Source organism: Enterobacter cloacae complex sp. 2024EL-00227, from assembly GCF_043945315.1.
Lineage (GTDB): Bacteria > Pseudomonadota > Gammaproteobacteria > Enterobacterales > Enterobacteriaceae > Enterobacter > Enterobacter roggenkampii.
In genome coordinates this window covers 229899-242748 of the sequence record NZ_JBIMQP010000008.1, presented here as the reverse complement: position 1 = coordinate 242748, position 12850 = coordinate 229899, and the positions used below count along the sequence as shown (strand labels likewise).

12 protein-coding genes are annotated in these 12850 nt (G+C 61.6%); 6 read left to right on the top strand and 6 right to left on the bottom strand.

From position 1 onward, the window contains the following. Positions 1-14 precede the first annotated feature (14 nt). Together ACHH0Z_RS15920 and ACHH0Z_RS15915 are read left to right on the top strand one after the other, a co-directional pair. Complete coding sequence (locus ACHH0Z_RS15920; protein ID WP_032663734.1) at positions 15-584, top strand: carboxymuconolactone decarboxylase family protein; 570 nt, start codon at positions 15-17, stop codon at positions 582-584. Continuing rightward, complete coding sequence (locus tag ACHH0Z_RS15915; protein ID WP_045406320.1) at positions 577-1194, top strand: CDP-alcohol phosphatidyltransferase family protein; 618 nt, start codon at positions 577-579, stop codon at positions 1192-1194. The genes ACHH0Z_RS15920 and ACHH0Z_RS15915 overlap by 8 nt, the downstream gene beginning before the upstream one ends. Here the strand turns inward: ACHH0Z_RS15915 and ACHH0Z_RS15910 are convergent. The 6 genes from ACHH0Z_RS15910 to xthA all read right to left on the bottom strand — a co-directional run bounded on the left by ACHH0Z_RS15910 (position 1191) and on the right by xthA (position 7366). After that, positions 1191-2498 carry a sulfurtransferase gene (locus ACHH0Z_RS15910; protein WP_044596789.1) on the bottom strand — a complete coding sequence of 436 codons (1308 nt, stop codon included), beginning with the start codon at positions 2496-2498 and terminating at the stop codon, positions 1191-1193. The genes ACHH0Z_RS15915 and ACHH0Z_RS15910 overlap by 4 nt on opposite strands. A 73-nt stretch (positions 2499-2571) precedes the next feature. Continuing rightward, positions 2572-3192 (bottom strand): ATP-binding cassette domain-containing protein, encoded by a 621-nt coding sequence (locus tag ACHH0Z_RS15905; RefSeq protein WP_008500693.1) that lies wholly within the window; start codon positions 3190-3192, stop codon positions 2572-2574. After that, a complete protein-coding gene (locus tag ACHH0Z_RS15900) occupies positions 3192-4721 on the bottom strand; it encodes a thiamine ABC transporter permease (protein WP_395149546.1) in 1530 nt (509 codons plus the stop codon). Before ACHH0Z_RS15900 ends, ACHH0Z_RS15905 begins: the two co-directional genes overlap by 1 nt. After that, positions 4694-5854 carry an ABC transporter substrate-binding protein gene (locus tag ACHH0Z_RS15895; protein ID WP_045406343.1) on the bottom strand — a complete coding sequence of 387 codons (1161 nt, stop codon included), beginning with the start codon at positions 5852-5854 and terminating at the stop codon, positions 4694-4696. Before ACHH0Z_RS15895 ends, ACHH0Z_RS15900 begins: the two co-directional genes overlap by 28 nt. A gap of 15 nt (positions 5855-5869) precedes the next feature. Further along, complete coding sequence (locus ACHH0Z_RS15890) at positions 5870-6490, bottom strand: TVP38/TMEM64 family protein (protein ID WP_391524572.1); 621 nt, start codon at positions 6488-6490, stop codon at positions 5870-5872. A 69-nt stretch (positions 6491-6559) separates the two neighbouring features. Beyond that, complete coding sequence (gene xthA / locus ACHH0Z_RS15885) at positions 6560-7366, bottom strand: exodeoxyribonuclease III (RefSeq protein ID WP_008500688.1); 807 nt, start codon at positions 7364-7366, stop codon at positions 6560-6562. Between the two features lie 433 nt (positions 7367-7799). Between xthA and ACHH0Z_RS15880 the strand changes: the two genes are divergently transcribed. The 4 genes from ACHH0Z_RS15880 to astB are packed head-to-tail and all read left to right on the top strand — an operon-like array spanning position 7800 to position 12847. Then, positions 7800-9020 carry an aspartate aminotransferase family protein gene (locus tag ACHH0Z_RS15880; RefSeq protein ID WP_045406313.1) on the top strand — a complete coding sequence of 407 codons (1221 nt, stop codon included), beginning with the start codon at positions 7800-7802 and terminating at the stop codon, positions 9018-9020. Beyond that, positions 9017-10051, top strand: a complete 1035-nt coding sequence (astA, locus tag ACHH0Z_RS15875; RefSeq protein ID WP_008500686.1) for an arginine N-succinyltransferase — start codon at positions 9017-9019, stop codon at positions 10049-10051. The genes ACHH0Z_RS15880 and astA overlap by 4 nt, the downstream gene beginning before the upstream one ends. Further along, the gene (astD, locus tag ACHH0Z_RS15870; RefSeq protein ID WP_045406310.1) at positions 10048-11535 is read left to right on the top strand and encodes a succinylglutamate-semialdehyde dehydrogenase; all 1488 of its coding nucleotides are present in this window, start codon (positions 10048-10050) and stop codon (positions 11533-11535) included. Before astA ends, astD begins: the two co-directional genes overlap by 4 nt. Beyond that, positions 11522-12847, top strand: coding sequence for an N-succinylarginine dihydrolase (gene astB / locus ACHH0Z_RS15865; RefSeq protein ID WP_045406307.1), 1326 nt, complete (start codon positions 11522-11524; stop codon positions 12845-12847). The genes astD and astB overlap by 14 nt, the downstream gene beginning before the upstream one ends. Positions 12848-12850 lie beyond the last annotated feature (3 nt).

Genomic DNA, 12850 nt, shown 5'->3' with positions numbered 1-12850 from the left:
ATCAGGAGAATCAGGTGAAAGAGACTACCGCCTGGGTTGCCCCTATCGAATCCCTTCCCGCCAGCCTTAAACCCATTGCCGTGATGCAGAAAAAGCATTTTGGCGCCGTGCTGAATCCCACGCGCTGGTGGGGGCGCATGCCGCGTCTGTTCTGGCTGGTCGCGCTGTTCGTCGGTTTTCTGGAGCGTCGTCACGCGCGCCTGACGCCCGTGCTGCGTTCGCTGCTCATGACGCGGGTGTCCCAGCTCTGCCACTGCGCTTTCTGTATTGATGCCAACAGCCTGCGGCTGGCCGAGCGCTGCGGTGCGCTGGAAAAGGTGCAGGCCGTTAGCGACTGGCAGGCATCCGCCTTGTTCACGGAGCAGGAGCGCGCGGCGCTGGCCTACGCCGAGGCGGTGACCGCCACGCCGCCCCGGGCGGATGAGGCTATCAGAACGGCGCTGAAGCGCCACTTTACGGAAGATGCCATCACCGAGATGACGGCGCTCATTGCCTTTCAGAATCTCTCTGCCCGCTTTAACGCCGCGCTGGATATTCCGGCGCAGGGGCTGTGCGCCACCTTTAACGAGACGCCCCATGCTTGATCGCCATCTTCACCCGCGGATAAAACCGGCGCTGAATCGTCTGGTCTCCGTGCTGGACAGGCCGGGCATCACGCCCGACGGATTAACCCTGGCCGGGTTTGCCATCGGCGTGCTGGCGCTGCCGTTTCTGGTCCTTGGCTGGTATCCGGCGGCGCTGGTCGCCATCGTGCTTAACCGCCTGCTGGACGGTCTGGACGGGGCGCTGGCGCGCCGCAGAGGCCTGAGCGATGCGGGGGGATTTCTCGATATCGCGCTCGACTTTCTGTTCTACGCCCTGGTGCCGTTTGGCTTTGCGCTGGCAGCACCGGCGGAAAATGCGCTGGTAGCCGCCTGGCTGCTGTTCGCGTTTATCGGGACCGGCAGCAGTTTTCTGGCGTTTGCGGCCCTGGCCGCGAAGCACGACATCGACAACCCCGGCTATGCGCACAAGTCGTTTTATTACATCGGCGGGTTAACGGAAGGGACGGAGACCATCATGCTGTTTGTGCTGTGCTGCCTTTTTCCTGCGCACTTTACGCTCTTCGCGTGGGTATTCGGCGCGCTGTGCTGGCTGACCACCACAACGCGCATCTGGAGCGGCTACGTGACGCTGAAGTCACTTAACCCTTAGCGCGCGCTTTCAGGCCCGCGCTCACCGGTCGTCACCGGGTTCTGCGGATGACTGCTCCATTCGTACCAGCCGCCGTCATAGACGGCGATATTCTTCCAGCCCATCGCCCGGGCGTACATAAAGGTTTCAGACGCCCGCCAGCCGGTGCCGCAGTAAAACGCGACGTGCTGTTCCGGCAGAATATTCCAGCGCTTCCACTGGGCGGCGATGTCGTCAGCGCTGCGCATGGTGCCATCCGGGTTATGGAAATCCTCCATGTGGGTGGCATCGCTGCCCGCGTGACCCCAGCGGGCACCGGCAATTTCACCTTTTGGCTTGATGTAGCTGTAGCCGCTGGTTTCGCCGATGAACTCCGGCCACGAGCGTATGCTGACCAGAGAGGCATCCTGACGGTGCAGCATGTCGCGCGCCTGTTCCATATCCACCATCAGCTGCGGCTGACCGGGGATCGGCGCGCCGAAATCGGGGGCGGGCGTCACTTTACCGGGCGTACCGCGCTCAACCGGCAGGCCTGCATCCGACCACGCCTTCCAGCCGCCGTCGAGAATACGCACATCCTTCACGCCCGCATACAGCATAATCTGCGCCACGCGCGCGGCGGCGTAGACGTCGCGGCCATACAAAATGACGGTGGTATCGTGACGGATCCCGTGCTTCGCCAGCATCGCTCTCAGCTTGTCGTCGGAGACTTTATTCCACAGCGGTTCGCTTTCCACCTCGTTGGTGTCGATATAGCCCGCGCCGGGAATGTGGTTCAGCAAGTAAAACTTCGGTGCACCCCAGGCGGCCTCAATCACTTTCCAGTCGCCCGCCGGTGCGGCAGCCACGGGTTTACCCTGCTGGAGTCGGTGGATCCACTGCGGGTAAACCAGCTGTTCAAAGTGAGGCAGGCGCTGAAGGCGCTCGGGCGTCTGCAGAGCATCGCTGAGCAGCGAAACGTGGCGGTACCCGGCTTTCTCCAGGCGGGCTTTCACCGCCTGGTTATCGTTCTCGTCGCCGTACAGGGCGATGGTCGTCGCAGGGGTAAGCTGATGCTGTTTTGCCCACAGCGCAATCTGCTCGTCGCTCATGGCGCTGAGCCAGGCGGCAGCAAGGTTGAGCGCGGCGGGTTCATGCCCGGAGGGGCCGCTAAGCGTCTGCGGCCAGCCGTTATAGAAGGCGCTGGCGCGTGTGTCGACAGGCGTGCCGTGCTGTGCCTGAAGCTGAGACAGCGTGATGGCGTTGGGCATATCAGCCGCCAGCGAGGAAAAAGAAGCGAGGCCGCAGAGCAGGGCCAGCGCGGTCAGTTGAGAAACACGTTTCATCGAATAACCTGACGTCAGTAAAAGAGGGGGGCATTGTCGTCTCTCCCGAAACGGAAAACATTGCGTTAGCACATTATTGCCAGCGAGAAATCTCAATCAGCTCGCCGCCGGGTGGAATATCGTCCTCATCGTGCGTGACCAGCACCGCCGGAATATTGCGCGCGCGGACGGCGTCAAATACCCATGCCCGAAACGTGGCCCGTAACGCTTTATCGAGGCGGCTGAACGGTTCATCCAGCAGCAGCGCCTGCGGCTCCGCGAGCAGGGCCCGCAGCAGGCTGACCCGGGCACGCTCCCCGCCGGAGAGGGTGGCCGGATCGCTGGCGTAATGGCCGCTCAGCCCGGCGGAATCCAGCGCCTGCGCGACCGCCTCCCGACGCGCGCGCCCGGCGATGCGCTCGGGCAGCGCCAGCAGCAAATTTTGCCCGACGCTGAACTGGTCGAACAGCAGCGCATCCTGAAAGAGAATACCCAGCCCGCGGGACTCCACGGGAAGCGCGTCGCAGCGACGCGCGTCGAGCCACAGTTCGCCCCGCGCCTGGAAATCGTCTGACAGCGCGCCGACCATCCAGGCAAAAAGGGTCGACTTTCCGCTGCCGGACGGCCCCATCAGGGTGACGATCTCCCCGCGGGGCACGCAAAAACTGACCTCGCGGAAAAGCGGTTCGATGGTGAGATTTTTTACCTTCAGCATTAACGTAACCCTTGTCGGTAGCGGCCCGCGAGCCGGGATAGCAGGGCAGCAGCACCAAACACCGAGCCCGTGACCAGCAGTAATCCCAGCGCCCGGTTAGCGAGAATCGGGATGCTGCCCCCGCTGCTGAGCGCCACGGTTTCGGTGGTCAGCGTGGCGAAACGCCCCGCGCCCAGCCACAGCGTCGGCATGTATTGCGCCATGCTGACGGAAAAGCCGGTGGCAAAGGCCAGTAGCGCAGGGCGCACCAGCAGCGGGCATTTCAGCAGTAAAAAGATTTTTGTCCGCCGCCAGCCGAGGGTTCTGGCGGTGAGGATAAGCCGGGGATCGATCCGTCGCCAGGCGGGTTGCAGTACCAGCAGCATCCACGGCAATACCCACAGAAGGTGGCTCCAGAGCACGGCGGCGTAGTGCCCGTCGATGCCCAGGTGCAACGCAATGGCATACTGGCCGGTGACGAGCGGGAGGGCCGGAAGGGCGAGCGGTAACCATACCCACAGCGTGCCGCGCTGCGGGCCCCACTCCAGCCAGAGTAACCCGACGACCAGGGCAATCAGGGCTGAAAGCAGACCGAAGGAAAGGCTGGTTCCCACCGGGCCAACGTCATCCCGTTGCGCCAGCATCAGCAGTACCGCGGCGCACAGGACGCCGCAGGCGGGCAGAAACCCGCTCAGTGCCCGCTCAGGCAGGACGCGCTGCGACCGGGGACGCGTTCCGGTGAGGTCCGCAAGTGTGCGAACCCATGCCTTCCAGAGTCCGTATCCCAGAGCGGCAAGCGCGGCCAGCAGCAGAAGGAGAAGCAGGCACAGCAGCGTCCCTTTTGCCTGCTGCTGCGCGTCGCCCTGGCTTAACCACTGCCAGGCCAGCACGGCCAGGGTAGGCGGGTTGCCGGGCCCGAGAACGATCGCCACGTCCACGACCGACAGCGACCATGCCAGCACCGCCAGCATGACTGCCCCGAGGACGGGCGCGATAGCTGGCAGAATCAGCCAGCTCAGCGTCTGAAAACGCCCGTAGCCGCGCGTATGCAGGACGATCTTCTGCTGCGCGAGCCGTTTTTCCGGCAGTACGGCATAAATGGCCCACAGGACAAACGCGCTCTCTTTGACCGCAAGCGTCAGCCCCAGCCCGGCGCCGTAGCGGTCAAACGGCGGCGAACAGACGGTGCAGACCTGATAAAACAGTCCGCCCTCGGCAAACAGCAGTAGCGCGCCGGTGGCGAACGCCACATGGGGGATCGCCAGCAGCCACGGCAGACGGGTTGTGAGACGTCGCCAGCGTTTACCGGGCCAGAGAAGGCTGACGAGGAGAAGAGCAATGAACAACGCCCCCAGCGTGGCGATGAGCGTTGAGACCAGCGTGGCGACGGCCGCCTGCGGGAGCTGCGGATCGTTCAGCAGCCGCTGCCAGTTTGTCAGCGAAAACGCCGGGGCCAGCAGCATGGCGCCGGCGGGCAGGATCGGCAGATAAATCACCGCCATCGCCAGCCAGACGAGCCCGCTCAGCGGGTGCCGTAACGACGCAGCCATTCCTGCTCCAGCGCGTTCACCCAGGCGGACTGCGGCTCGGCAAGCACCTTCGGCAGCCCCTGAGGCGTGTGGGCCAGCAGCTGTCTGGCTTCTTCTTCGGGCAGCGTTTTCGCATCCAGCACGCTCGGATCGCCCCAGATGGCCGGGTCAGCTTTGCGGATCTGCGCCTGCGGCGACAGAAGGAAATTGGCGACCATTTTCGCCCCCGCGCTCGCGCTGGCGTTGGCCGGAATCGCCACAAAATGGACGTTGCCGAGCATCCCGCCCTGAAAACCAAAGCTATAGCTGTCGGCGGGCAGTTCGCCGCTCGCCACTTTCTGCTGCGCATGGGCCGGGTTAAAGGTCAGCGACAGATTCAGGCTGCCGCTGGCAAGCAGGGCATCCATCCGTGCAGGAGAAGGGGGAAAATCTTTCCCTTCGCGCCACAGCAGCGGGTGGAGCGTGTCCAGATAATCCCAGAGCGGGGCCGTGACCTCGGCAAAGGTGCTATCGGGGGCCTTTTGCAGCGCCTCCGGGTGAGCGGTTAGCGTCATCAGCAGCTGCTCAAGAAATGCCGTGCCGGTAAAATCGGGCGGGCGAGGATAGCTGATCTTGCCCGGATGCTGCTGCGCGTAAGCCAGCAGCGCCTGAGGATCCACAGGCGGCGTCGGCATGCTGGCTTTGCGGGCGATAAAGGTCAGCTGCGCGCCGCCCCACGGCGATTCCGCGCCGTCTGTGGGGATAGCAAAATCCTCCGTGACGGGCTTGCGGCTATCAACATAGCGCCAGTTGGGCAACGTCTGCGCCCATCCGGTCTCCAGCAGGTTTGCCTCTTTCAGCGTGCGGAAGTTCTCGCCGTTAACCCACAGCAGGTCGACGGAGCCGTTGGTCTTACGCCCCGCGGTGGCTTCGGTCTGAATACGTTTTACCGCGTCGGCAGCATCCGCCAGCGGGACAATTTTAAGGGTAATGGCATAGTGCGTTTGCATCTCGCCGCTGACCCACTCCAGATAGCGGTTGACCGCCGGATCGCCGGCCCAGGCGTTAAACCAGACGGTCTGGCCTTTGGCCTGTTGCTGAATGGCCTGCCAGCCGTCGGCGGCATACAGAGGGGCCGCCAGCAGCAGCCCGGTCAGAAACGCGCAAAAACGCACACGGCGCATAATGCCTCACTTTTTAGCAGACGGGAGATAACGGGAAAACAGCCGGCGGGTGACCAACGGCAATAACCCCAGTAGTGTAAAGGCGAATAGCATGCCCGGCGACAAAATATCGCGCAGCGAGGTCACTTTTCCCAGCTCGCGCCCGGCGTTGAGAAAGACCACCGTCGCGGGCAGCATGGCGAGCAGGCTGACCCACCAGTAGCGAAATACTCCCATGCGGGTCAGCCCCATCAGCAAATTCACCAGGAAAAACGGGAACAGCGGCATCAGGCGCAGGGCAAAAAGAAAGTTCGCGCCGTCGCGCGCCATGCCGGTATTCACCGTACTCATCTGCCGGGCAAACCGCCGTTGCACCCAGTCGCGCAAAAGATAGCGGCTGGCGAGCATCGCCAGCGTGGCCCCAAGCGTGGAGGCAAACGAGACCAGCACGGTGCCTTCCCACAGGCTAAACAACGTCCCGCCCAGCAGGGTCAGGATCGCCGCGCCGGGGATCGAGAGGGCGGAGACCGCCACATAGACCGCAAAGAAGATCAGCGCGCTGCGCAGCGGCGCGTGGTCGACATAGGAGAGTAATGCCTGCTGGTGCGTTTTAATCCCTTCCAGGGAGAGGGTTCCCGGCGGAAGCATGATAAACGCCAGAATAAAGGCGCCCAGAAGGGCGCACAGGAAGAGTGTTTTTGAAAGGTTCACGCGTCATTACAGCTTGAATTTAGCCCACACTGGCGCGTGGTCAGACGGTTTTTCCATGCTGCGGATGTCGTAGTCGATCCCGGTTTCGATGCAGCGCTCGGCCAGCGGGGAACTGGCCAGCAGAAGATCGATACGCAGGCCGCGGTTGTCGTCAAAGCCTTTGGAGCGGTAATCAAACCAGGAGAAGCGATCCTGCGTTTCCGGGTTGGCATTGCGGAACGTATCCACCAGGCCCCAGCCCAGCAGGCGCTCCATCCACTCACGCTCTTCCGGCAGGAAGGAGCATTTGCCGGTGCGCAGCCAGCGTTTGCGGTTCTCTTCGCCAATACCGATATCGAGATCCGTCGGGCTGATATTCATGTCGCCCATGATCAGCACCGGATTCTCTTTTTTGAGTTCGGTGGTCAGGTAGTCCTGCAGATCCTGATAAAACTTCGCTTTAGCCGGGAATTTGGTCTCATGGTCACGGCTCTCACCCTGCGGGAAATAGCCGTTGATGACCGTGATATTGCCGATCGCAGAAGGGACTTCCGCCATGATAATGCGACGCTGTGCTTCTTCACCGTCGCCCGGGAAGCCGCGACGCACGGAAACCGGTGGCGCTTTGGTCAGCAGCGCGACGCCATAGTGACCTTTCTGGCCGTGATAAAAGACGTTGTAGCCGAGTTTCGCCACCTCTTCGAGGGGGAACATGTCGTCGTGAACCTTTGTCTCCTGCAGGCCGATCACATCTGGCTGATGTTGCTCAACGATAGCTTCAAGCTGATGAGGGCGGGCACGCAGGCCGTTGATATTAAAAGAGACAAATTTCATAGTCGCTGCCAGTGCAAGGTGAATAGTGCAAGGATGGTAGCAGAATTTGCGTCAACTGTTACCGGGTTCGACCAATAACTGCGACAGATAATGCCGGTGGTGCAATATTTGCACCATTCTGACGCGCTTCGCCCCCAAAGAGGGCGTAAATGGCCGATAAATTTCGCGAGCGATCACAATTCCAGAATTATATTTGGCCTGTGCATACTCTTTCTGATTTTCATACGGCAAAGCGCCGCTTGTCGTAAAAATATTCACTTTTTATGCACTAATAGTGAATAACTCTATGTTGTAACTTATTGATATTCTGTTCTCTCAACCCGTTTATGCATTTTTATCGCTGGCTGGCACGAAGGCTGCAATCTACATTCACAGTGCAAACACTCAATTATTTAACATTCAAATAACCTTTTATTTACCGGATGAGGTCGCTATGTCTCTGTCAATTACGCGTGAAAATTTCGATGAATGGATGATGCCGGTTTACGCTCCGGCGGCTTTTATTCCGGTTCGTGGGGAAGGCTCGCGCCTGTGGGATCAGCAGGGTAAAGAGTATATCGACTTTGCCGGTGGGATTGCGGTGAACGCGCTGGGGCATGCGCACCCGGCGCTGCGTCAGGCGCTCAATGACCAGGCGGCGAAGTTCTGGCATACCGGCAACGGCTTTACCAACGAGCCCGCGCTGCGCCTGGCCAAAAAACTAATCGACGCGACGTTTGCCGAAAAAGTCTTTTTCTGTAACTCGGGGGCGGAAGCCAACGAAGCGGCGCTGAAGCTGGCGCGCAAATATGCGCACGATAAGTTTGGTACCCACAAGAGCGGTATCGTGGCGTTTAAAAATGCCTTCCACGGACGCACGCTCTTTACCGTCAGCGCGGGTGGCCAGCCTTCCTACTCGCAGGATTTCGCACCGCTGCCGCCGGATATCCGTCACGGTATTTATAACGATCTGCAGTCTGCCAGCGAGCTGATTAACGACACCACCTGTGCGGTGATCGTCGAGCCGATGCAGGGCGAGGGCGGCGTGCTTCCGGCGAAAAAAGAATTCCTGCAGGGGCTGCGCGAGCTGTGCGATCGTCATAACGCGGTGCTGATTTTCGACGAAGTCCAGACCGGCGTGGGCCGCACCGGCGAGCTGTATGCCTATATGCACTACGGCGTCACGCCGGACGTGCTGTCGACCGCCAAAGCGCTGGGCGGCGGCTTCCCGATTGGCGCAACGCTGACTACCGATAAATTCGCCAGCGTGATGACCGTCGGCACCCACGGTACCACCTACGGCGGCAACCCGCTGGCCACCGCCGTTGCCGGTCAGGTGCTCGACATCATTAATACCCCTGAGGTGCTGAAGGGCGTTAAGCAGCGCCACGACTGGTTTGTTGAGCGCCTGAATGCCATCAACGGCAAGGTTGGCCTGTTTAAAGAAATTCGTGGCCTGGGGCTGTTAATCGGCTGCGAGCTCACCGCTGAGTTTGCCGGAAAAGCTAAACTTATTTCACAGGAAGCGTCAAAAGTGGGCGTGATGGTGCTGATTGCCGGTGCCAACGTCGTGCGTTTTGCTCCCGCGCTGATTGTCAGCGAGGAAGAGGTGCAAACCGGTCTGGACCGCTTTGCGCTGGCGTGTGAAAAGGTGAAATCCGGGGTGTCATCATGATGGTCATCCGTCCCGTTGAGCGCGGCGATCTCGCCGGGCTCATGCAGCTTGCCGGTAAGACGGGAGGCGGGCTGACCTCGCTTCCTGCCGATGAAAAAACGCTGTCGGCGCGCATTGAGCGCGCCCTTCAAACCTGGCAGGGGACGTTGCCAAAAAGCGAACAGGGGTATGTGTTCGTGCTGGAAGACACCGACACGGGGACCGTGGCCGGGATCTGCGCCATTGAAGTGGCCGTCGGGCTTAACGACCCGTGGTACAACTACCGCGTCGGCACCATGGTTCATGCCTCGAAAGAGCTGAACGTCTATAACGCGCTGCCGACGCTGTTCCTCTGCAACGACCACACGGGCGCCAGCGAGCTTTGCACGCTGTTCCTCGACCCGGCGTGGCGCAAGGAGGGCAACGGCTACCTGCTTTCCAAATCGCGCTTTATGTTTATGGCCGCCTTCCGCGATCGCTTTAACGAAAAGGTGGTTGCGGAGATGCGCGGCGTGATCGACGACACCGGCTATTCACCGTTCTGGGAGAGCCTGGGCGAGCGCTTCTTCTCGATGGAGTTCAGCCGGGCGGACTATCTCTGCGGCACGGGTCAGAAAGCCTTTATTGCCGAACTGATGCCGAAGCATCCTATCTATACCCATTTCCTCAGCCCGGAAGCGCAGGCGGTGATCGGCGAAGTGCATCCGCAAACCGCGCCTGCCCGCGCGGTGCTGGAGAAAGAGGGCTTCCGCTACCGTAACTATGTCGACATCTTTGACGGTGGGCCTACGCTTGAGTGCGATATCGACCGCGTACGCGCGATCCGTAAGAGCCGGCTGGTTGAGGTCTCTGAAGGCCAGCCCGCGCCGGGCGACTGGCCGGCATGCCTGGTGGCGAACGAAAATTACGCCAACTTCCGTGCGATGCTGGTGCGGACCAACCCGAAATGTGAACGTCTGGTGCTGACGGCTGCAGAACTGGATGCCCTGAAATGTAACGCCGGCGATAAGGTTCGCCTGGTGCGTCTCTGCCCTGAGGAGAAAACAGCATGACATTATGGATTAACGGTGACTGGGTCACGGGCGAAGGCGAACAGCGCGTAAAGACCAATCCGGTAGGAAAAGAGGTGCTCTGGAAGGGGAACGACGCCAGCGCCGCGCAGGTGGAACAAGCCTGCCATGGCGCTCGCCGCGCGTTCCCGGCGTGGGCAAAACAGCCTTTCGCCGTGCGCCAGGCGCTTGTTGAAAAGTTTGCCGGGCTGCTGGAGGCAAATAAGGCCGAACTGACGCGCATCATCGCGTCTGAAACCAGTAAACCGCGCTGGGAAGCGGCAACCGAAGTGACAGCGATGATCAACAAAGTCGCCATTTCGGTGAAGGCGTACCACACCCGCACCGGCGAACAGCACACCGAGATGCCGGACGGCGCGGCCACGCTGCGCCACCGTCCGCACGGCGTGCTGGCGGTGTTTGGTCCGTACAACTTCCCGGGGCATCTGCCGAATGGCCACATTGTGCCCGCGCTGCTGGCGGGCAATACCGTCATCTTTAAACCGAGCGAGCTAACGCCCTTCACTGGCGAGGCGGTGGTTAAGCTGTGGGAACAGGCTGGCCTGCCGCCGGGCGTGCTGAACCTGGTGCAGGGCGGACGCGAAACCGGCCAGGCGCTGAGCGCGCTGAGCGATATCGACGGCCTGCTGTTTACCGGCAGCGCCGGGACGGGCTATCAGCTGCATCGCCAGCTGGCGGGGCAGCCGGAAAAAATCCTTGCTCTCGAGATGGGCGGCAACAACCCGCTGATTGTGGAAGACCCGGATGATATTGACGCCGCGGTGCACCTGACGATTCAGTCCGCCTTTATTACCGCCGGACAGCGCTGCACCTGCGCCCGCCGCCTGCTGGTGAAACGGGGCGCGCAGGGGGATGCGTTCCTCAAACGTCTGGTTGAGGTGAGCGCGCGTCTGGTGCCAGCCGCGTGGGATGCCGATCCGCAGCCGTTTATCGGCGGGCTGATTTCCGAACAGGCCGCGCTGAACGTGCTGAAGGCCTGGCAGGACCACGTCGCGCGCGGCGCGAAAACCCTGCTCGAGCCGAAACAGGTTCAGCCGGGTGCCTCGCTCCTGACGCCGGGCATCGTTGAGATGAGTGGCGCGAGCAACGTGCCGGATGAAGAGGTCTTTGGCCCGCTGCTGTGCGTCTGGCGCTATGACGATTTCGATGCGGCGATTGCGATGGCCAATAACACCCGCTACGGTCTGTCGAGCGGGCTGATTTCGCCGTATCGCGAGAAGTTTGACCAACTGCTGCTGGAAGCGCGCGCCGGGATTGTGAACTGGAATAAACCGCTCACCGGGGCCGCGAGCACCGCGCCGTTCGGCGGCGTGGGCGCGTCAGGCAACCATCGCGCCAGCGCGTGGTATGCCGCCGATTACTGTGCCTGGCCGATGGCGAGCCTGGAAACCCCGGCGCTGACGCTGCCGGAAACGCTTAATCCGGGGCTGGACTTTACCGGAGGGGACCGTCATGAAAGCGCGTGAAGTCAACTTTGACGGGCTGGTGGGGCTGACGCACCACTACGCCGGTCTCTCTTTTGGTAATGAAGCCTCCACGAAGCACCGTTTTCAGGTTTCCAACCCGAAGCTGGCGGCGAAGCAGGGGCTGCTTAAGATGAAAGCGCTGGCGGATGCCGGTTTCCCGCAGGCGGTGATCCCGCCGCAGGAGCGTCCGAACGTGGCGGTACTGCGTCAGCTCGGCTTTAGCGGTACCGATGAGCAGGTGGTCGAAAAAGCGGGGACGCAGACGCCGCACCTGCTCTCGGCGGCAAGCTCCGCCTCTTCGATGTGGGTCGCCAACGCGGCCACCGTCGCGCCGTCAGCCGATACGCTGGATGGCAAAGTCCACCTGACGGTAGCGAACCTGAATAACAAGTTTCACCGCGCCACCGAAGCGGAAACCACCGAGCGCGTGCTGCGCGCCATTTTCAACCAGGACGCCCATTTCGAGGTGCATCAGGCCCTGCCGCAGGTGGCGATGTTTGGCGACGAAGGCGCGGCCAACCATAACCGCCTGGGGGGCGATTATGGCGAGCCGGGTCTGCAGCTGTTTATTTACGGGCGCGAAGAGGGGGGCCACGCCGCGCCAACCCGTTATCCTGCGCGTCAGACGCTGGCAGCCAGCCAGGCCGTTGCCCGCCTGAACCAGGTCAATCCTTCCCAGGTGATTTTCGCCCAGCAGAACCCGCATGTGATCGACCAGGGCGTGTTCCACAACGACGTGATTGCCGTTTCCAACCGCCAGGTGCTGTTCTGCCACGAGCAGGCGTTTGCCCATCAGGAAAAGCTGCTCGCCACGCTGCATGAGCGCGTGCGCGGCTTCACGCCTGTCCAGGTGCCAACGGAGGCGGTGAGCGTGCAGGACGCGGTTGAAACGTATCTGTTCAATAGCCAGCTGCTCAGCCGCGATGACGGCAGCATGATGCTGGTCCTGCCGCAGGAGTCCCGGGAGCATCAGGGCGTATGGCGCTACCTGACCGAGCTGGTGAAGGCGGATAACCCGATTGACGAACTGCGCGTGTTTGACCTGCGTGAAAGCATGGCCAATGGCGGTGGTCCAGCCTGTTTACGTCTGCGCGTGGTCTTGACTCAGGACGAAATGCAGGCGGTTAACCCGGCGGTCATGATGAACGATACGCTCTTTACGCGCCTGAATGACTGGGTCGATCGCTACTATCGCGACCGTCTAACGCAGGCCGATCTGGTTGACCCGCAGCTTCTGCGCGAAGGTCGCGAGGCGCTGGACGCGTTGTCGACAATCCTGCAGCTGGGATCGGTTTATCCGTTCCAGCGCTAAAGG